Genomic DNA, 19,753 nt, shown 5'->3' with positions numbered 1-19,753 from the left:
CCCCTTGTCCCCGATGCCGGAAAGTAGTCGTATGCTTTGCATTTAGTCCTCTGAGAAGGCCCAAGGTGTTGTGATTGTCAGACCCAGTTGCGTGCCGACTTCGAAGCGGGCCCGCGTTTCAGCAAACAAGCGGGCGCCGCAGTCAGTCACCGTTTCCAGCAGGTATTTCCCGCCCATATAGGTGACCCGCGCCACCTTGCCGCGCAGATCTCCGGTTTCGGCAATGGTCAAGTTTTCGGGGCGCAGGCACACATGGCTGACCCGCGCCTCTTGGGTCGCGGATTGCACCGCAACCTCTGCCCCCAGTATTCGCGCCTGTTGCGCATCACCGGCCTTTTTGAGCTCCTGCACCGGCAGCACTGCGCCGCGACCGACGAATTCGGCAACAAAACGGTTCTTGGGCCGCTCATACAGGGTTTGCGGCGTATCGAATTGTTGGATGCGCCCTTGATCCATCACCGCAATCCTGTCGGCCATCGCCATGGCTTCGGCCTGGTCATGTGTGACATAGACCATTGTGGCGCCGGTACGTTTATGGAAATCAGTAAAGACGCCCTGCATCGTGGCCCGCAGCGCCACATCAAGATTGGCCAACGGTTCATCCAGCAGTACAGCGCAGGGGTCAGAGACAAGGCAACGTGCCAAAGCCACACGTTGCCTTTGACCGCCCGAAAGATCAGAGGGCATGCGGTCCGCATAGTCACCAAGCCCCGTTGAGGCGAGTGCTGCATCTGTCTGTTTGGCGATCTCCACCTTAGAGAACCTTCGGATCTCAAGCGGGTAGGATACATTGCGCCGCACCGACATATGCGGCCAAAGCGCGTAGGATTGGAAAACAAACCCGATGTTGCGTTCTTCGGGGGCCAGGTTTGCGCCCGTCTCGGCGTTGGCCATTTCGCGCGTTCCGATGCGGATGCACCCGCTGCTGGGCTCTTCGAAGCCTGCTAAGATGCGCAAAAGCGTGGTCTTGCCACAGCCAGACGGCCCCAAAAGCGCGATAAACTCGCCATCGTCAAACCGCGTTGTGATGTCTTGTAGCGCGGGCGTGCCTGCGAATGCCTTGCCAACACAGGACAGGTCTATGTCTGCCATGGGACAACTCCTTTGGGAAAGCGGCGGGAAAACAGTTGGATCAGAGCCATAAGGACCACGACCACAAACACGATGGTCATCGCCATTGCGCTGGCCATGCCGGTTTCGCCGCTGTCATCGAGATTGAAAATCACCACGCCAAGGGTCTCGGTGCCCGAGGACCACAAGAGCGCAGAAACAGTGAGTTCGTTAAACGCGGTGAGAAAGACAAGAATTGTCCCCGCCGCTGCCGCGGGTGCCGAAAGCGGAAAGATTACATCGCGCAAGCGCCGATAAAGCGAGGCCCCAACCGATTGCGCGGCCTCATCCATGCACGGATCAAACTGCTTTAGGCTGGCCTGAACCGGACGGAACATGACGGCAAAGAAACGGGCGATATAGGCCAAAAAGATGATCCAGATGGTGCCGTAAAGCGTTGCCTCGGTGAAAGGTACTTTGATCAGCAGCAGGATCATGGCGATTGACAGGACAACCCCCGGCAGTGCGTAGGGCAGATCAAGCAGGCTGTCGAACAGACGCGCAAGACGCGTCTTGCGCCGCTCCATCAGCCACGCCAAGGGCAGGCAAATCACGATAAGAGCCAGGGACGCGCCCGCAGCCAATGCAAAGGAATTGGCAAAGGCCCGTGATGTTACTGGCTGCCGGAACAGCACCTCATGCCACGATGCAAGGGTCACCGTATCAAGGCGCAGTGGCACCCCATAGGCAGGCACCAATGATGTGGCCAAGAGGCCGAACATCGGCAGGACAAGAATTGCACAGACCACCGCCCATAGAAGGATTTCAACCGGCAGCCGGGCAGCGCCCAATGGCAGGGCCAGCGGCCGGGAGGTGCTGCCTACTAGGTGCAGTTTCTGGCGCGTTTGGAAGAGGCGTTGCAACAAAATTCCCGCCACGGCCACCGCCCCAATAAGCATCGCCAGAACCGAGACTTCGGCCAAGACGGCCGTCCCCATCCCGGCAAGCTTTTGATAGACGAGCGTCGGCAGCGTCGCATATCCTGCGGGAATGCCAAGCATGGCCGGAATGCCAAAATTGCCAAGCGCCGTCACAAAGGTGATGGCCGTGCCCGCGGCCAGACTGGGCAGGGTCAGCGGCATCACCACTTGCCACCACGTGCGCAGCCCTTTTGCGCCGCTGATGCGGGCGGCCTCAACCACGTCTTGCGGGATAGAGCGCAGGCCAGCGCGCAGGGTCAGGAAGATGATCGACATATGCTGGATGCCCAGAAGAAAGATGATCCCCTGCGGCGAATAAAGCGGCTGCGGTGCCCCAAGCGGTGGCGCAACGCCCAGCGATTTCAGCAGAACCGATGACGGCCCCATGATTTGGGTCCAAGACAGTGCCGTGATCTGCGGCGGGATCATCATCGGGATCATCAGGCAAAAGACCAACGCCGCCTTTGCTCGCAGATCAGTCAGCGCTACAAGGAACGCAAAGGCAGAGCCCAGCATCAGCGACACCAAAGTGCCAAAACCAGCTGTGACCAGTGAATGTTTCAGCGCGCTTAAGGTTGAGGGCTGCGCCAGCACATCGCGCATAAGGGTCACGCTGGGGCTGCCTTGGTGGGTAATGCCCTCGACAAAAAGGCGCAGAACCGGGGCGAGCGTCAAGCAGATTGCGACGACCAGAATAGCAGAGAGCAGCCGGGCCTCGGACCGGCTGCCACCGTTTTGTCGGGTGACGCTCATCATTCGGCGCCGAAAAGTTCTGCGAATGTGGCCTTATTGGCCTCGGCGCTTGCAAGGGCGTCGGCGGGATCGAAGGCCATCAGCTTGATATCTTCGCGGGCGGGGAACCCTTCGGGGACGCCCATACCGTCACGGGCAGGGATATAGCCCATATCCAGAACAAGCTTCTGGCCCGTGTCGCTCAGCAGGAAGTCGACGAATTTCTGCGCGCCTTCGACGTTCTTGGCGGTCGACATGATCGCCACTGGCTCTGTCACATAAGAGACGCCCTCTTCAGGAAAGACAAAATCCACGGGCGAGCCGCCGGCTTTGTTGCGGATGGCGAGAAAGTCCACGACCATGCCATAGGGTTTTTCACCCGAAGCCACGGCTTTGAACGTGCCGCCGTTGCCGCCCTGGGCACGCGCATCGTTCGCCGCCAGACCTTCATAGTATTCCCATCCCAGGCTGTCGTCGCCAGTAAGCGTTGCAAGGTGGATCAGCGCTGCCCCGGAATATAGCGGCGAGGGCATGGCGATCTGACCTTTGATCGATGTGTCCGACAGGTCGTTCCAAGAGGTCGGTGCAGTTTCAACGCCCGTGTTGTAGACGATCCCGGTCGTGATCAACTTGGTGGAGTAGTAGTAGCCTTCGGCGGAATAGAGAGCTGCGTCATATTCGGTGGCTTCGGGCGATTGATAGGCGGCAAGAAGACCCTCTTGCGCCATACCCTCCAGTGTGACGGTATCCGCAATCAACAGAACGTCAGGCTGCGGATTACCAGCCTCGATTTCGGCGCGCAGGCGCGCCATAAGCTGTGTCGTGCCATCGCGGACCCAGTCAACTTCGGTGCCGGGGTTGGCGGCGATAAACGCATCGATCGTTAGCTGTGCGTCTGCACTCGGCTGCGAAGTGTATAGCGTGATCGTTTCAGCCATGGCGGTGCTGGCCAAGAGCGCGAAAGCGGTGGATGTGAGTGCGGACTTCATGGGGCTCTCCTGAAGGTTAACTTTCGAACGAAAGAAGTTCACGGTCGCCTTATCCCAGAGAAATCCAACAGTTTTGTAACAGTTGTTTGGAACTTTTATTATATTGCGGGACTTGAGAGACTTCCCTAACGTTTCGATAATTTGCGAACTTTTCGAAGGAAAATGATCGTGCGACGGGATGTTACCCAGCGACGAGATGAGATCATCGCGCTATTGGCTGAAAACGAGGCAATTCCGGCAACCGAACTTTCGGCCCAACTTGCCGTATCGGTTCAGACGATACGCGCAGACTTGCGCGTTCTGGACGAAGCCGGACTTGTGCAGCGCCGCAATGGTAAAGTGCGCCTGCGCCAGCAAAGCGAGAACATCGGCTATCTGCCGCGCGAAGGCATATCGCGGCAGGAAAAACAGCGCATCGCTCTGGCCGTCAAGAACTTGATCCCCGACGGCGCGCGCGTGGCACTGGGCACCGGCACAACGGTGGAAACTTGCGCCCGGTTTCTGGCCTCTCACAAAAACATTTTCGTCGCGTCCAACAGCATCCACGCCGTTTGCGCCTTGCAAAATGCGCCCGGCGTTGCCGTTGAGCTGGCAGGCGGGACCGTCCGGATGCGCGATCTGGACATGATCGGCACGCCCGCACTTGAGTTTTTCGCGAAATACCGTGTGGATTATGCCGTGTTTAGCTGTGGCGGTCTGTCCGGGGCTGGCAGTGTGATGGACTATAACTCTGAGGAAATAACTGCACGCAAGGCTATCGACAGCTGCGGTAAAAAGAGCGTTCTGGTCATGGACAGCACGAAGAACGGGCTGGAATTGGCCTGTCAGAGAGGACATGTCTGGGACTTTGATATCGTGGTGACAGGTGCAACGTTTTCAGCGCCTATTCTACGAAACTGCGCACGGCATGAATGCCAGGTCATCCAAGTATGACAGTGACATTGTTTGGCAAGTATTCAGCGACATTACGATTCATGCCAGTGCCTGATTGATACCCCGGCGAAAGAACCGCCCACCGGCCCATAGGATGTCCCATGCGTGCGCCCGTAAGACGTTCTATGCGGATGTCGCCGAGGGCAGCTGTGGAGAATGTTGTCTGATGAAGGGCTTGGCGAAACGATGCGCACCGGCGCTGCCGCGACCCGTGTTGGAAAACCTCCCAAGGTGGAAGCCGCGGGGGTCTTGGAGCAATCTATCGGGAAAGCGCGGAGCGGGTTTTTGCGACGGTGATGCCCGGCCGCTGGCTGGGCAGGAGCTGGCGGTTGCGGGAGGTTGCAAGTTCGGTGGCGGTCATGATTTCCGGGCCCAGACGGAGCAGTTGATCTCTTGTCAGCGAGCCGATCGCGGCGCCGGGCATGCCGGCAGCTGTCCGCTCGCGCTCAGGGTGCCCTGGAGTTCTTTCCAAACTTCCTCGACGCGACAGGCGGGCGTGTCACCGAGATGGCGTTGCTAAGAAAATGGTGCGAGATCTCCGGACTTGATAACCCGGTCTAAGGCAATGTCCAAAGGGTATTGAGTAACACAAAAGGAGGCAAAGTTCGAACGATTGAGGGGGTCATGGCTGGTACAGCCTGAAAGACCAAAAGGGGTCATAGTACGACATCTTTTGCCAAATTCCTGTCCGGTAAGGGCCGATGCGCTAACCCCTGCGTTTCGCAGTTCGTCTTTGAATATCAGGGGGATAGTGGCGGAGAGACAGGGATTCGAACCCTGGGAACCCGTGAAGGCTCAACGGTTTTCGAGACCGCCCCGTTCGACCACTCCGGCACCTCTCCGCGGGGGTCTGGTGGGGCAGCGTTTAAGGTTGATTCCGAGTTGGCGCAAGTGGGAAATGCGGCTTTGACGAAAAAAGCCGATTTCCCGTTGCCTGCCAAGGGTTTTTGCCTAAATTTGGTTTATGCAGATGACCCTCATCCCCCCCGCCGTGCTTTTGCGCCTCCTGGCTTTGCTGTGTTTCGCCGCCGCGGGATTGCCGCAAACCGGACTGGCAGCAGACCGTGAAAGGGTCGAGACATTCCTGCAAATCACCGGCTTTGATGTGGCGCTTGATAGCATAGCCTTATCTGCGTCCAGCGCACCGGACATGCTGGGCGTGGATGCAGGCGCCTTTGGCAGTCAATGGACCGAACTGTCCGGGGATGTCTTTGATACCGCCGAAATGCGCAGCCTGGCGCTGGAGATCCTCGAAAGCACTCTGGACGATGAAGCCCTGGATCATGCGACAGACTTTTACGCCAGCGATTTCGGGCAGCGCTTGGTGCGGGCGGAAAACGCCTCGCATACGGTCAAAGACGACGCGGTGAAGCAATTGGCGGGCAACCGTATTATTTCCGACCTGGTCAAAGCCGGCAGTGAGCGGATTGCGATGTATCAGCGAATGGTATCTGCAATTGATGCCGCTGGCACAGGTGTAAAAGCGCTGCAGCAGATCCAGTTCCGCTTCCTTATGGCTGCTGCTGCTGCCGGGGTAATCGAATTGGAGCTGGATGCTGACGGCCTGCGCGCTCTGATGCAGGCGCAGGAGGGCGAACTGCGCCTAAGCATGCAGGCCTCCAGCCTGGCAGCCTCTGCCTATACCTACCAGGAATTCAGCGATGCAGAGGTTGAGGCTTATGTTATAGCCCTGGAAGAGGCGCCGATGCAGCGGGTTTATGAGCTGCTGAACGCCGTGCAGTATGAGATCACGGCCAACCGGTTCGAGGAGCTGGCGCACCGGATGGCCGACCTGACACCCGGGCAGGATATCTGAACCTGCAAACACTTGCGGCGCAGGTTGTGGAAAACTGTTGACACTTCAGGAGTTCCGAACCATAAGCCCGCATCCCGGCCCGGAATCCGTGCGCCGGGGTTTATTTGTAATACGCCCATCACAGGGGCGCGCTGTTCGAGGCGGCTTTGGCCGGAACGCCCGCAAGGGGGCCGTAGGACGCGGGTAGAAAAGGAAAGACGCATATGTTTGCGGTCCTCAAGACCGGCGGCAAGCAGTACAAGGTTCAGGCGGGCGATATCCTCCGCGTTGAAAAACTTGCTGCAGACGCTGGCGACACCATCCAGTTCGACGAAATCCTGATGCTGGGCGGCGACGCACCTGTTGTCGGCGCTCCGCTGGTGGACGGCGCTGCCGTCAAAGCGGAAGTGATCGACCAGATCAAAGGCGAAAAGCTGATCAACTTCGTCAAGCGCCGCCGGAAGCACTCCTCCAAGCGCACCAAAGGTCACCGTCAGAAGCTGACCCTGGTCCGGATCACCGAGATCCTGGCATCGGGCGCAACCAAAGCTGCTCCGAAAGCCGCTGCAAAAGCTGCTCCTGCCGCTGACGCCGCCGGTTCGGACGACCTGACCCAGCTGACCGGCGTTGGCCCTGCTGCCGCCAAGAAGCTGAACGAAGCCGGCCTGACCAGCTTTGCCCAGATCGCAGCCTTGTCCGAAGACGGTATTGCTGCTATCGAAGCGGTCAAAGTGAAGCCCGAGTGGGTTGAACAGGCCAAAGAGCTGGCTAAAGGCTAAGGAGAGAGAGAATGGCACATAAAAAAGCTGGCGGTTCCTCACGTAACGGCCGCGACTCCGCGGGCCGCCGTCTTGGCGTGAAACTCTTCGGTGGCCAAGCGGCCATCGCAGGCAACATCATCGTGCGTCAGCGCGGCACCAAGTTCTGGCCGGGCGAAAACGTAGGTATTGGCAAAGACCATACTCTGTTTGCCACGTCCGAAGGTGCTGTTACCTTCCGCAAAGGCCTGAAAGGCCGCACCTTTGTATCGGTTCTGCCAGTGGCGGAGGCCGCTGAGTAAGCCGACCCGAAGGGTGATGACATCTTTAGAGGGACCGGCTTCAGGGCCGGTCCCCTTTTCCGTTTTACGGATGCGGGTAAGTGATGTTCACAAAAACGACCAAGGGCGGGGTTTCTGCTGAAAGCCGAAATGCCGCGCACGCCCGGCCAACAGAAAGTTTCACGACAATTGAAGCGACTGCGCCTTGCCGCCCGGGCAGGGCATGCACATTTAAAGATGACCGCCGCAACAACAAGGGCAGTTACAGCCAGAAAGTCTTTGGCAGAGGAGGAGCACATCCATGAACTTGGAACAGATTGTGTGCCAGCAGGTAATCGAAACGGACCGCTTTATTCTGCGGCCCTTGCGAAAATCCGATGCCGGCCTGATTGAACACTACGTCAGCGATGCGCGTGTTGCCCGCATGACCCGTTCGGTGCCGCATCCGCTTCCGCCGGGCGCCGCCGAGGCCTTTGTCGCCCGCGCCATGGCCGAAGAACGGGACGAGGATGTCTGGGCTATTGATGGCACCGCCGAAGGTGAGGCCGAACTGAAAGGCGTGATCGGCCTCAAACGGATGGACCGCAACCAGTCGGAGGTCTCTTACTGGACCGCACCGCCGTTCTGGAATACCGGGCTTGCCTCCGCGGCGGTAAAGGCTTTGGTGGATGCAAATCCGCAAGGCAACGCAGCGATGTTTGCATCGGTGTTTCAGGACAACCCGGCTTCGGCCCGGGTGCTGATCCATTGCGGCTTCGATTATCTCGGGGACGCCGAGAGCTATTCCGTCGCCCGTGATGCCTCGGTCCCAACCTGGACTTACAGCCGAAAACTGTGATTGGCGCGGCGCGCGCTTTGCGGTAAGGCAAACGAAACATTCCCGCCAGAGCCCCGGGGCTTTGGCGGGACACGTGTATTGCGCGGGCGGGCACAGGATCCCGCCGCATTAAGGAGCTGTCATGAAATTCCTCGATCTGACAAAGGTCTATATCCGCTCGGGCGCCGGCGGGAACGGCTGTGTCAGCTTCCGGCGCGAAAAGTATATTGAATACGGCGGGCCGGACGGGGGCGATGGCGGCAAAGGCGGTTCGGTCTGGGCCGAGGTGACCGACGGGCTGAACACCCTCATCGATTTCCGCTATCAGCAGCATTTCTTTGCTAAAAACGGCCAGTCCGGCATGGGCCGTCAGCGTACCGGTAAAGATGGCGACGACATTGTTCTGCGTGTCCCCGTGGGGACCGAGATCATGGACGAGGACCAGGAAACCGTTCTGGCGGACCTCACCGAGGTTGGCCAACGGGTGCTGCTGGCCAAGGGTGGCAACGGCGGCTTTGGCAACCTGCATTTCAAATCGGCCACCAACCAGGCGCCGCGCCGCGCCAACCCCGGCCAGGAGGGAGTCGAGCGCACCATCTGGCTTCGCCTCAAGCTGATTGCCGACGCGGGTCTCCTGGGGCTGCCCAATGCGGGCAAGTCGACCTTCTTGTCGGCAACCTCCAACGCGCGCCCCAAGATTGCGGATTACCCCTTCACCACATTGCACCCGAATCTCGGCGTGGTCGGCATCGACAATACCGAATTTGTGGTTGCCGACATTCCCGGCCTGATCGCAGGCGCACATGAAGGCAAAGGGATCGGCGACCGGTTCCTGGGCCATGTGGAACGCTGCGCGGTGCTGCTGCATCTGGTGGACGGTACTTCCGACACCGTGGTCGAGGATTACCAGACCATCATCGGTGAGCTGGAGGCCTATGGCGGCGTTCTTGCCACCAAGACCCGGATCACTGCGCTGAACAAAGTGGATGCAATCGACCCGGAGGAGCGCGACAAAAAACGCGCTGCGCTGGAACAGGCTGTTGGCGGCCCGGTCATGATGATGTCCGGCGTCAGCCGCGAAGGGCTTAACGAAGTGCTCCGCGCGGTGCGGGCAGAGATCGACGATGACCGCGTCCGCATGAAACCCGCCGAGGAGGAAGCGCCTTGGCGGCCCTGAAGTCGGCGAAACGGATTGTCGTCAAGATCGGCTCGGCGCTGCTGGTTGACCGCGCCACGGGCGATCTGCGCGCAGGCTGGCTGCATTCCCTGGCCAATGATGTCGCCTGGCTGAAGGCGGGCGGCACCGACGTGGTGCTGGTGTCTTCCGGTTCGATTGCCTTGGGCCGGCGTGTGCTGGGACTGCCGCGCGCGGACCTGCCGCTGGAACAATCCCAGGCGGCCGCGGCAGTTGGCCAGATCCGGCTGGCCCGCGCTTATGAGGAGGCATTGGCGCCGCACCGGATCACCACGGCACAGGTTCTGGTGACGCTGGAAGACAGCGAAAACCGCCGCCGCTACCTCAACTCACGTGCCACCTTGGAAACGCTTCTGGGGATGGGCGCGGTGCCGATCGTCAATGAAAACGACACCATCGCCACCGATGAAATCCGCTACGGCGACAACGACCGGCTGGCGGCGCAGGTGGCAGTAACGGTCGGCGCCGATGCCTTGATCCTCCTGTCCGATGTTGACGGTTTCTACAGCGCCAATCCTGCGCTGGACCCCGCGGCCGAACGCTATGACCGGATTGACCGGATCACACCGGAAATTGAGGCGATGGCCGGCGATGGTATCTCTGGCCTGTCCAAAGGCGGGATGATCACCAAACTGCTGGCGGCCAAGATGGCCACTGCTGCCGGCTGCGCCATGGCGATCACCGAAGGTTCTCCTTTGAACCCGCTGAAAACACTTGAAGATGGCGCAGCGTGCACTTGGTTCACCGGACAGGGTGACCCGCAAACCGCGCGCAAACGCTGGATCAGCGCGATGAAGACCCGCGGTGTTCTGACAATCGACGATGGCGCCGCACGCGCGCTGATGTCCGGTAAAAGCCTGCTGCCCGCAGGTGTCCGTCATGTGGAGGGTGACTTTGGCCGCGGCGATCCGCTGGCCATCCTTGGCCCAGACGGGCGCAAACTGGGGCAGGGACTGTCACGCTATACAGCGGACGAGGCCCGCGCCATCCAAGGGCGCCAATCGCAGGAAATCGAGGCCACGCTGGGCTATCCCGGCCGCGCCGCATTGATCCACCGCGATGATATGGCGCTTTGAGCTGACCATCTGATAATCTATTCCAGCCGGCAGGCACCCGACGTGCCACAGAAGGACCGGCAAGGGCGCGAGACACATGAAAGACAATGAAAACATCCCCGCTGTGATGGCGGATCTTGGCAAACGTGCCAAGCAAGCGGCGCAAATCCTGGCAACAGCCAGCGCAGAGCGCAAACATGCCGCTTTGATCGGCGCCGCCGAAGCGGTTTGGAACCGCCGGGCGGAAATCATTGCTGAGAACGCCAAGGACTTGGAGTTCGGCCGCGGCAAGGGACTGTCCGGCGCGATGATGGACCGGCTGATGCTGGACGAGCCCCGCATCCAAGGCATCGTCGACGGTCTGCGCGCGGTGGCAGAACAACGCGATCCTGTGGGGGAGGTGATGGAGGAGTGGGAACAGCCCACCGGCCTCAGAATCCAGCGCGTGCGCACGCCGCTGGGGGTGATCGGCGTGATCTACGAAAGCCGCCCGAATGTGACGGCGGACGCCGGCGCGCTGTGCCTGAAATCGGGCAATGCCGTCATTCTGCGCGGCGGCTCGGAAAGCTTTCATTCCTCCAAGGCAATTCATGCCTGCCTGGCCGAAGGCCTTAAATCCGCCGGTCTGCCCGAAGACGCTGTTCAGCTGGTGCCGACCCGCGACCGGGCCGCGGTGCAGCAGCTGCTGACCATGACCGATTATGTCGACGTCATCGTGCCCCGCGGCGGCAAAGGACTGGTCGGCCTGGTTCAGCGCGAGGCGCGGGTGCCTGTCTTTGCCCATTTGGAAGGCATCGTGCACATCTATCTGGACAAGTCCGCCGATCCGCAAAAGGCGCTGGACGTGGTGCTGAACGCCAAGACCCGCCGCACCGGGATCTGCGGCGCCGCGGAGTGTTTGCTGATCCATCAGGACATCGCGCCGACCTTGGGCAAGGCGGTGCTGGACAGCCTGTCTGCTGCCGGGGTGGAAATCCGTGCCGAAGCGGGCCTGCCGGGACCGGACAGCATGGTCACCGCGAATGACGAGGATTGGGGCAAGGAATATCTGGATTCCATCATCGCCGCGAAACAGGTCGCGGACATTGACGAAGCAATCCAGCACATCCGCACGCATCACTCGCAGCACACCGATTGCATCATCACCGAGGAAGAAGCGGCGGTTCAGAAATTCTTTGCTGAACTCGACAGCGCGATCCTGATGCACAACGCCTCCACCCAGTTCGCCGACGGCGGAGAGTTCGGCATGGGTGCGGAAATCGGTATTGCTACCGGCAAGATGCATGCGCGCGGCCCGGTGGGGGCTACCCAGCTGACCAGCTTCAAATACCTGGTGCGCGGCGACGGGGCCACCCGGGCTTAAGCGGTGGAAAATTCAAAACGCCGGGAAAACTCCCGGCGTTTCTTTGCGAATGATGGTGGATATCAGAACTGCAGCGTGATCTTTTCCAGATTTTGCTCCAGCCGGACGGTACGGTCTGATTCCCTGGCGGCCTCGGGCAGCAGGGCAAATTGCACCAAGGCAGGCGTGATTTCCGCACTTGAATTGCCGCCGCTGACCCGCGCCCACAGCTCATCATCCACGTTCAGCTTGCGGCCTTCGCCCATCACCGTCCATTTGCCGCCGGCACAGAAAATCTTGACCGTTCCACCATAGGGCAGAGCGGATTCCAGGCACAGCGCCGCCAACAGGGACAACCGCGCCTCGCTGCGGGTGCAGCCCTCCAGCGGGGACCATTGGTATTTGATCCGGGCGCCCTTGCTGATGTCCTCCAGCACAGAAACCAACTCGGCACGGCTCATTTGCTGGTCGCCTGCAGCGCCAAAGGCAATACGGAAAAAACGGATGCGCGCATTGGCATTGGCCACACTGTCAGAGATCAGTTCAAGTTCAGGTCCGGACATGCTGCCCGCCATTCCAAGCAGTTCCAAACCGTTGTTGATGGCACCGACGGGGCTGATCAGATCATGACAGATCCGGGACCCTACCAAAGCGGCCAAATTGGCGTTATCTACACCCATAACTTCAACTTCCTCCGAACTGGGCCACCCGCCAATGAATGACCTCAACGCTATTTTAGCCCCCGGCATGTACGTCCGGCACCCGGATCACCCTGAATGGGGTGTTGGGCAGGTGCAGTCAAATGCGGGCGGCAAGATCACCGTGAATTTCCCCGACCAGGGCAAGCTTGTGATTGACGGTGCGCGCGTCTCCCTTATTCCCGTCTTTGATCCATAACGGTTTATGAAGTGTTAACGAACCCCGTCTAATTCGCCTTAAAAGCTGCGCGTTCTTTGCCTTAATAGAAGCATGCGCTCAAGCCTGATCGACGTAATGGTGACCAAATGCAAGACTGCCCCCCGGAATTTTCCGTCAGGATCGCTGAAACAGATGCGGAACTGCGCGCGGCACAGGCCCTGCGGTATGACGTATTTGTGCGGGAGCTTGGCGGCGGCGGCGCGATGGTGGACCATGATGCGGGGCTGGAGCGGGACAGGTTCGACCCGTTTTTTGACCATATGCTGGTGATCGATGACACCACGGGCACGGTGGCCGGTGTCTACCGTCTGCTGCGCGATGATCAGGCCGCCAAGGCTGGACAATTTTATTCCGAGGACGAATATGATCTGACCGTGCTGAAGTCTTCGGGCCGCAGGCTGCTGGAGCTGGGACGCTCTTGTTTGCATGCGGATTACCGCGGCGGCATGGCGATGTTTCACCTCTGGTCCGGACTGGCCGGCTATGTGGAGGCCCACAGAATCGAGGTTCTTTTCGGGGTTGCAAGCTTTCACGGCACCGACCCAGCTGGGCTGGCCGATCCGCTGGCCTTGCTGCACCACAATCACCTTGCCCCGCCCGAACTTCGCGTGCGATCAAAAGCGTTTCAATCCATGAACTTGGTGGCCGCAGATGATCTCGACCGCAAACGTGCGATGGTGGAAACCCCGGCACTGATCAAAGCGTATCTTCGGCTGGGCGGATTTGTGGGCGAGGGCGCCTATATCGATCAGGCTTTCAACACCACCGACGTGTGCCTGATCCTCGACACTGCGCGCATGAACGACCGCCAGCGCAGGATTTATACCGGAGGCAAGGACCGGGGATGAGCATCAGCTGGCAAAGCGAAGAGGCGCCGGATCCAGTCCGGATCGGTACCCTGGGCTGGCTGCTGGTGCTGGTGCGCGGACTGCCGCTGGCGGTGCTGGTTTTTGGCGGTTTGCTGGTTCTGCTGGCCTTGCGGCTGATCGAACGGCCGGTTTTCGGCGTGCAGCGGCCGGTGACGCCGTTCATCACGCAGTTTGTCTGCCGCAACGCCTTTCGCATTCTCGGGATCAGCTTCAGAACCCGTGGGGCGTTGATGCGTCAAAAAGGGGCCGTGGTGGCCAATCATGTCTCCTGGCTGGATATCTTTGCTCTCAATGCGCGTAAGCGGATCTACTTTGTCTCCAAGGCGGAAGTCGCAAAATGGCCGGGGATTGGCTGGCTCGCGCGGGCCACCGGAACAGTTTTCATCGAACGCGATCCCAAAAAGGCCAGGGAACAGGCCGTCCTGTTTGAACAGCGCCTGCTGGCAGGTCACAAGCTGCTGTTTTTCCCCGAGGGCACCTCGACCGATGGTTTGAGAGTTTTGCCCTTTAAAACGACGCTCTTTGCGGCGTTCTTTTCAGAACAACTGCGCGAGGATCTGCACATCCAGCCTGTTTCAGTCTGCTATCATGCGCCGGAAGGCGCTCCGGCCCGGTTTTACGGCTGGTGGGGGGATATGGATTTCGGGCCGCATCTTCTTAAAATCCTGGCAGCCCCGCGGCAGGGCCAGGTGGAACTGATTTACCATCAGCCCTTGAAGGTTGCCGGTTTTGCAGACCGCAAAGCCCTGGCCGCGGCGGCTGGGGCAATAGTAAAAGACGGCCACCGCCGCGCCTTGGGTGGCTGGAAATTGAGGCCGGAAGCCGATTCCGCCTGATCCGCTATTGTCAGCTGACAATTTCTGCTCTATGAGCGCGCCTACGAACCCGCAGGCGGGGTTTGGCCTGATCAGGGGAGACATCCCTGACGGACCCCCGGTTGGAGCATCCGCTCTGAACCCCCGCCGAGGATTGAAACCGGAAAGGATATAATAGCATGGCTCTTCCTGAGTTCACCATGCGTCAGCTGCTCGAAGCTGGCGTTCACTTCGGCCACCAGACCCAGCGCTGGAACCCGCGCATGGCGCCGTTCATCTACGGTGCGCGCAACGGCATCCACATCATGGACCTGACCCAGACTGTTCCGATGCTGGACCAGGCGCTGCAGGTTGTCCGTGACACCGTTGCCAAGGGCGGCCGCGTCCTGTTTGTCGGCACCAAGCGCCAGGCAGCCGGCCCGATTGCCGAAGCGGCTGAAAAGTCGGCTCAGTACTTCATGAACCACCGCTGGCTCGGCGGCACCCTGACAAACTGGAAAACCGTTTCCCAGTCGATCAACCGCCTGAAGGAAATCGACGAGAAGATGTCCTCCGGCGCCGAAGGCCTGACCAAGAAAGAGCGTCTGGGCATGGAGCGCGACCAGGAGAAGCTGGAAGCGTCTCTGGGCGGCATCCGTGAAATGGGCGGCGTGCCGGACCTGCTGTTCGTCATCGACGTGAAAAAAGAAGCGCTGGCCATCGCCGAAGCCAAGAAACTGGGCATTCCGGTTGTGGCTGTTGTCGACACCAACTGCTCCCCCGACGGCGTGGACTTCATCATTCCGGGCAACGACGACGCATCGCGCGCCATTTCGCTGTACTGCGACCTGGTTGCCCGTGCGGCACTGGACGGCATGTCCGCACAGCTGGGTGCCGCAGGCGTTGACCTGGGCGCACTGGAAGACGCGCCGGCCGAAGAAGCTGTGGCTGAAGAAGCCGCCGCTGCTGACGCCTGATCCGTCCCGTCACGGAACTGACATGCGGGGCAGGGTATCACCTGCCCCAAATCTGTTTTTGAATTGAGGAGAGCCTAAGATGGCAATCACTGCTGCTATGGTGAAAGAACTGCGCGAATCCACCGGCGCAGGCATGATGGACGCGAAGAAAGCCCTGGTCGAAAACAACGGCGACATGGAAGCCGCGGTTGACTGGCTGCGCACCAAAGGCCTCGCCAAGGCTGCCAAGAAATCCGGCCGCACCGCCGCAGAAGGCCTGGTTGCCGTGATCGTCGAAGGCAACAAAGGCGTTGCCGTCGAAGTGAACTCGGAAACCGACTTTGTCGGCAAGAACGCCGAATTCCAGGAAATGGTCGGCGGCATTGCTAAAGCAGCCCTGGGTGTTTCCGACGTTGAAGCGCTGAAAGCTGCCGACATGGGCGGCAAGACCGTTGCCGAGACGATCACCGACAAGATCGCCACCATTGGCGAAAACATGTCGGTCCGCCGCATGGCCGCGCTGGAAGGCGAAACCGTTGTGTCCTACGTGCACAACGCCGCTGCTGCAGGCATGGGCAAGATCGGTGTTCTGGTTGCCATGACCGGCGGCGACGCAGCGATCGGCAAACAGATTGCAATGCACATTGCAGCTGCCAACCCCGCGGCACTGTCCGAAGCCGACATGGACGCCGCTGTGGTTGAGAAAGAAAAGCAGGTTCAGATGGACATCGCCCGCGAATCCGGCAAGCCGGAGCAGGTGATTGAAAAGATGATCGTTGGACGGATGAAGAAATTCGTCGCGGAATCGACCCTGCTGAACCAGCAGTTCGTTGTGAACCCGGACCTGACCGTTGAAGCCGCAGCCAAAGAGGCAGGCGCAACCATCACCGGTTTCGCCCGCGTCGAAGTCGGCGAAGGCATCGAAGTCGAAAAAGAAGACTTTGCCGCTGAAGTTGCCAAGGCGGCACAAGGCTGATTTAAGCTGATCCGGGCGGATCAGCTTTCAAGATAAATCTCAGAAACCGGCAGGGTCATCCCTGCCGGTTTTGTTTCGGCCGTATCCCCCCGCACGCGGACAGCGCTGCCGGGCGCTGGCTGCCCAGCGGCTGACATGTACTATCCGTGTTCAGGGCACGGGAGAGCTGCAGCAGGAATGTGAGGGACCCCACTGATGGGGATGGGCGAGGCCCCTCTGTATCCGGAATAGACGCGGATCAATACGCGCCTATCCCTGACCAGGTAGGAGAGCCTTGAAATCGCAAGGGTCGTTACCCATTAGTTCCTTGGCCAAAGCCACCACTCACGGAACAGGGGCAACATGCAGAATATCAACCTATAACGGTAGTATAGGATTCCATACTTCCTACAGCTTAGTAAAGGCGCGGCGGTGTGGAAAACCGGTTGAGTTTCCGCTTCTTGCATACGAACCGGGAGCTGGCGCAGCTTGCCTATTGAGCCGCCAAGGGGCGGCGGCAGCCACGCAGCTGCCTTAGGCATCCATGATATACATCTGATTGTGCAGCGCTGCCTTCAGAACGGCCTGGGCGGTTGTCTCTACCGACAGCGACTCTCTGGCAAGGCGCAGGTGTTTTTCAACCGTCGCAGGTGTAAGCTCCATCAAAAGTGCAATGTCCTGCGTGGTTTTGCCATCGCCAACCCATTGCAAAACCTCCCGCTGCCGTTTGGTAAGGCTGCGGTTCGGCGCTGTATAGGGCAGGGTGAGGATTTTCAGATGGGCCACATTGTTCATCAGCACGATGTCCTCGCCCGACTTTTGCCACAGCGCATCCACCGCTTCCTGACACATGCCGGCTTTTGCAGCCAGCGATATCGCGCCCTTGTAGCGCGGAGACGCAGAGTAGAAACTGACAGTATAGCCGGCATTCATGTCGAGTTTCTGATTGAACTCATGCACCCGCCGGGCTTCCGGTCCAAGGGTACCGCCGGCAATCATGTCCTGCACGATACGCCAGCTGCCAGCGCCTTCATTCTCCAACGCCCAGCGAAGCATCGGCGCGTGGAAATACAGCCCCTGGTGCAGAAAGCCGTTCAGATATTCGCTGTCATGATTGGACAGGATAACAAAATCGTCCGGATCCCCCAGCGAGGTTTCCGTCTTGTACCGGGTATAGCCGTAAATCAGCCGGTCGAAGCCGAACCTGGACATTTGCCGGACATGCCCGTCCCACAGCTCTTCCAGGCTTTGAGCGCCGCAAAGAAAGTTCAGGTATTCATTTACATTCATAAATTTACGGCCTTTTCAAAATGTACTTTCAATGCGTCCAGCGCCAGCAGGTATCCCTGTGCGCCAAAACCGCAAATCTGCCCCAGTGCCGCCTTGGAAATATAGGAGGTGTGCCGGAATGGCTCGCGTGCGTGAATGTTGGAGAGATGCACTTCAACGGCCGGGATCTCTACGGAAATCAAGGCATCCATCAGCGCAATAGACGTATGCGTATAAGCACCGGCGTTCAGGATGATCCCCTGGTACTGCCCCTTGGCCGCATGAATGGCATCAATCAGCGCCCCTTCGTGGTTCGACTGGAAGCAGCTGACCGAGACGCCAAGCTTCTGACCATGTTCGGCACAGGCCTGCTCGACCATCGCCAGGGTGACCGAGCCATAGACGTCCGGCTGCCGGGTGCCAAGCAGGTTGAGGTTGGGGCCGTTCAATACCAGAATGCTCGTCATCGGATCAGTTTCCTTTTCGTCCTTCCCTTTGAAGTACTAAGACAAATTTTCTGCAAATGCGATCATGCAAACGCGCCGGATTTCGAAAAATTCGAAATTTGGAATTTACCGAACCCGCTGAGGCAAGCAATCTCCCGGCACAATCACCGGCCGTCTATTGCTCTCACTTTCGACCACAGGGTGCAGTCATTTTAAGCCCGCAAAGTCATTGGGCGGTGTAGTTTTTGCTGAATAATAACCCAGCACCGGTGCCCCGGAACCTGAAACTCACCGTCATCCGGCTCGTCTCCTTTTGAAACACGGTATACAGTCCCGTTGACTGCATATTCGGGATCAACGAGACAGAGCAAAGCGAGGGCACGGCGATGAAATCAGACCGGCTGGAACCCATCAGGCGCTGGCAGCAACGCTATGTGGATGAGGGGAAGTATCCAGGAAGCTCTCTTTTGATCCGCCGCCGCGGCGAGGAACAGTATTTCCACGCGGCTGGCCTGCGCAACATCGCGGAGGATCTGCCGTTCACCCGTGATACGCTGGTGCGCCTTTACTCGATGACCAAGCCGGTGACCTCTGTGGCCGTGATGTCTCTTTTGGAACAGGGGCTGTTCCATCTGGATGCCCCCGTCAGTGATTTCCTGCCGGAATTCAACGATATGCAGGCGTTGGTGCCCGGGGCCAGCCGGATCAGCCAGACCCGGCCCTGCACTGCTCCGACACTTCATCAGCTGCTGACCCACACCAGCGGGCTGAGTTATCCTTTCAACCCGGGCGTCCTGCCGGAAGCCATGGCCAGGGAGGGTTTGTTGTTCAAGCCGGACCAAGGAACACTGGCCCCGATGGTGGCCCGGCTTGCCCGGCTGCCGCTGGCGTTCGAACCGGGATCCCGCTGGGAGTATTCCGTGTCGACCGATGTGCTGGGCCGCGTTGCCGAAATTGTCTCAGGAAAGCCACTGGACCAGCTCTTGCAAGAGGTGATCTTTGAACCGCTGGGAATGGCGGAGACCGGGTTCCAGCCGGCCAGCGGGGCAGGGAACCGGTTTGCCTCTCTCTATACTCCGCTGGCGGGTGACGCCATGGCGCTGAATTCCGCAGAGACCGGCACGGACAGCCTGCGTCTGACCGACAGTTATCCGCATTCATCCTTCTGGCAGAGTGAAATGCACTCCGGCGGCGGCGGGTTGATCGGCACAATTGACGACTACATGGCATTCACCGAAATGCTCCGGTGCCGCGGCCGCGGCAAGGACGACTTTATAATCAGCCCGCAAACTGCTGATTTCATGATGCAAAACCACCTCGTAAGCGACATTGCTTCGATGGGGCCGCAAAGCTTTGCCGAACAGCCGATGGAGGGCATGGGCTTTGGTCTTGGCGGCGCGGTTGTCCTGAACCCGGCACGGGCGCGGTGCCCCGGCTCCGTCGGCGATTTCAGCTGGGGCGGCATTGCGTCTACGTTCTTCTGGGTGGACCGGCAGCTTGATGTGTCTGTGGTGTTTTTCACCCAGCTGGCGCCTTCCAGTTCGTACCCGGCACGGCCGGAACTCAAAGCACTGGTCCACGGCGCCATTGCAGAATAACTTCCACCTGCAGCGGTTCCA

Annotated in this window: 20 protein-coding genes and 1 tRNA gene; 14 read left to right on the top strand and 7 right to left on the bottom strand. The window is 59.5% G+C overall.

Translation table 11 applies throughout. The features are described 5' to 3' along the window. Positions 1 to 42: 42 nt before the first annotated feature. From AC0KW6_RS01690 to AC0KW6_RS01680, 3 genes are read right to left on the bottom strand one after another with little or no spacing between them, the layout of a single operon-like run. Positions 43 to 1,092: an ABC transporter ATP-binding protein gene (locus AC0KW6_RS01690; RefSeq protein WP_323775848.1), complete on the bottom strand. Its 1,050-nt coding sequence runs from the start codon at positions 1,090 to 1,092 to the stop codon at positions 43 to 45. After that, positions 1,080 to 2,783, bottom strand: coding sequence for an ABC transporter permease (locus AC0KW6_RS01685; protein WP_474033919.1), 1,704 nt, complete (start codon positions 2,781 to 2,783; stop codon positions 1,080 to 1,082). The genes AC0KW6_RS01690 and AC0KW6_RS01685 overlap by 13 nt, the downstream gene beginning before the upstream one ends. Then, complete coding sequence (locus AC0KW6_RS01680; protein WP_323775846.1) at positions 2,783 to 3,751, bottom strand: ABC transporter substrate-binding protein; 969 nt, start codon at positions 3,749 to 3,751, stop codon at positions 2,783 to 2,785. The genes AC0KW6_RS01685 and AC0KW6_RS01680 overlap by 1 nt, the downstream gene beginning before the upstream one ends. A 162-nt stretch (positions 3,752 to 3,913) precedes the next feature. Here AC0KW6_RS01680 and AC0KW6_RS01675 point away from each other — a divergent pair, with 162 nt between their 5' ends. Next, positions 3,914 to 4,684 (top strand): DeoR/GlpR family DNA-binding transcription regulator, encoded by a 771-nt coding sequence (locus AC0KW6_RS01675; RefSeq protein ID WP_474033918.1) that lies wholly within the window; start codon positions 3,914 to 3,916, stop codon positions 4,682 to 4,684. A 752-nt stretch (positions 4,685 to 5,436) separates the two neighbouring features. Here AC0KW6_RS01675 and AC0KW6_RS01670 read toward each other — a convergent pair. Next, positions 5,437 to 5,526 (bottom strand) — tRNA-Ser (locus AC0KW6_RS01670). A 122-nt stretch (positions 5,527 to 5,648) separates the two neighbouring features. Between AC0KW6_RS01670 and AC0KW6_RS01665 the strand changes: the two genes are divergently transcribed. The 7 genes from AC0KW6_RS01665 to AC0KW6_RS01635 all read left to right on the top strand — a co-directional run bounded on the left by AC0KW6_RS01665 (position 5,649) and on the right by AC0KW6_RS01635 (position 11,948). Then, positions 5,649 to 6,500: a DUF2059 domain-containing protein gene (locus tag AC0KW6_RS01665; RefSeq protein WP_474033917.1), complete on the top strand. Its 852-nt coding sequence runs from the start codon at positions 5,649 to 5,651 to the stop codon at positions 6,498 to 6,500. Positions 6,501 to 6,703: 203 nt separating this feature from the next. Continuing rightward, positions 6,704 to 7,258, top strand: coding sequence for a 50S ribosomal protein L21 (gene rplU / locus AC0KW6_RS01660; protein WP_024090012.1), 555 nt, complete (start codon positions 6,704 to 6,706; stop codon positions 7,256 to 7,258). A gap of 11 nt (positions 7,259 to 7,269) precedes the next feature. Then, positions 7,270 to 7,539, top strand: coding sequence for a 50S ribosomal protein L27 (rpmA, locus tag AC0KW6_RS01655; protein WP_024090013.1), 270 nt, complete (start codon positions 7,270 to 7,272; stop codon positions 7,537 to 7,539). 280 nt (positions 7,540 to 7,819) lie between these two features. Further along, a complete protein-coding gene (locus AC0KW6_RS01650; protein WP_474033916.1) occupies positions 7,820 to 8,356 on the top strand; it encodes a GNAT family N-acetyltransferase in 537 nt (178 codons plus the stop codon). Between the two features lie 121 nt (positions 8,357 to 8,477). Continuing rightward, the gene (obgE, locus tag AC0KW6_RS01645; RefSeq protein ID WP_323782355.1) at positions 8,478 to 9,512 is read left to right on the top strand and encodes a GTPase ObgE; all 1,035 of its coding nucleotides are present in this window, start codon (positions 8,478 to 8,480) and stop codon (positions 9,510 to 9,512) included. Continuing rightward, on the top strand, positions 9,500 to 10,606 hold the full coding sequence (gene proB / locus AC0KW6_RS01640; RefSeq protein ID WP_474033915.1) for a glutamate 5-kinase: 1,107 nt from the start codon (positions 9,500 to 9,502) through the stop codon (positions 10,604 to 10,606). Before obgE ends, proB begins: the two co-directional genes overlap by 13 nt. Positions 10,607 to 10,682: 76 nt before the next feature. Continuing rightward, complete coding sequence (locus AC0KW6_RS01635) at positions 10,683 to 11,948, top strand: glutamate-5-semialdehyde dehydrogenase (RefSeq protein WP_323782358.1); 1,266 nt, start codon at positions 10,683 to 10,685, stop codon at positions 11,946 to 11,948. Between the two features lie 62 nt (positions 11,949 to 12,010). Here AC0KW6_RS01635 and AC0KW6_RS01630 read toward each other — a convergent pair whose 3' ends face one another. After that, positions 12,011 to 12,607: a histidine phosphotransferase family protein gene (locus AC0KW6_RS01630; RefSeq protein ID WP_474033914.1), complete on the bottom strand. Its 597-nt coding sequence runs from the start codon at positions 12,605 to 12,607 to the stop codon at positions 12,011 to 12,013. A gap of 34 nt (positions 12,608 to 12,641) precedes the next feature. Between AC0KW6_RS01630 and AC0KW6_RS01625 the strand changes: the two genes are divergently transcribed. The 5 genes from AC0KW6_RS01625 to tsf all read left to right on the top strand — a co-directional run bounded on the left by AC0KW6_RS01625 (position 12,642) and on the right by tsf (position 16,440). After that, positions 12,642 to 12,824 carry a DUF3553 domain-containing protein gene (locus AC0KW6_RS01625; RefSeq protein WP_019297801.1) on the top strand — a complete coding sequence of 61 codons (183 nt, stop codon included), beginning with the start codon at positions 12,642 to 12,644 and terminating at the stop codon, positions 12,822 to 12,824. Positions 12,825 to 12,931: 107 nt separating this feature from the next. Then, complete coding sequence (olsB, locus tag AC0KW6_RS01620) at positions 12,932 to 13,693, top strand: L-ornithine N(alpha)-acyltransferase (protein WP_323782366.1); 762 nt, start codon at positions 12,932 to 12,934, stop codon at positions 13,691 to 13,693. After that, a complete protein-coding gene (gene olsA, locus AC0KW6_RS01615) occupies positions 13,690 to 14,550 on the top strand; it encodes a lyso-ornithine lipid O-acyltransferase (protein ID WP_323782369.1) in 861 nt (286 codons plus the stop codon). The genes olsB and olsA overlap by 4 nt, the downstream gene beginning before the upstream one ends. 158 nt (positions 14,551 to 14,708) lie before the next feature. Then, the gene (gene rpsB, locus AC0KW6_RS01610; RefSeq protein WP_474033913.1) at positions 14,709 to 15,485 is read left to right on the top strand and encodes a 30S ribosomal protein S2; all 777 of its coding nucleotides are present in this window, start codon (positions 14,709 to 14,711) and stop codon (positions 15,483 to 15,485) included. Between the two features lie 79 nt (positions 15,486 to 15,564). After that, entirely contained in the window at positions 15,565 to 16,440 is an 876-nt protein-coding gene (tsf, locus tag AC0KW6_RS01605; RefSeq protein WP_323783918.1) for a translation elongation factor Ts, read from the top strand. A gap of 513 nt (positions 16,441 to 16,953) precedes the next feature. On the opposite strand, the gene AC0KW6_RS01600 is transcribed toward tsf, so the two are convergent. Both AC0KW6_RS01600 and aroQ read right to left on the bottom strand, forming a co-directional pair. Next, complete coding sequence (locus AC0KW6_RS01600; RefSeq protein WP_474033912.1) at positions 16,954 to 17,709, bottom strand: helix-turn-helix transcriptional regulator; 756 nt, start codon at positions 17,707 to 17,709, stop codon at positions 16,954 to 16,956. After that, positions 17,706 to 18,155 (bottom strand): type II 3-dehydroquinate dehydratase, encoded by a 450-nt coding sequence (gene aroQ / locus AC0KW6_RS01595; RefSeq protein ID WP_474033911.1) that lies wholly within the window; start codon positions 18,153 to 18,155, stop codon positions 17,706 to 17,708. Before aroQ ends, AC0KW6_RS01600 begins: the two co-directional genes overlap by 4 nt. A 365-nt stretch (positions 18,156 to 18,520) precedes the next feature. Here aroQ and AC0KW6_RS01590 point away from each other — a divergent pair, with 365 nt between their 5' ends. Next, positions 18,521 to 19,732 (top strand): serine hydrolase domain-containing protein, encoded by a 1,212-nt coding sequence (locus AC0KW6_RS01590; protein ID WP_474033910.1) that lies wholly within the window; start codon positions 18,521 to 18,523, stop codon positions 19,730 to 19,732. Positions 19,733 to 19,753: the final 21 nt, after the last annotated feature.

It is taken from the genome of Leisingera sp. SA215, assembly GCF_055902035.1.
This window is presented reverse-complemented; position numbering and strand designations above follow the sequence as displayed.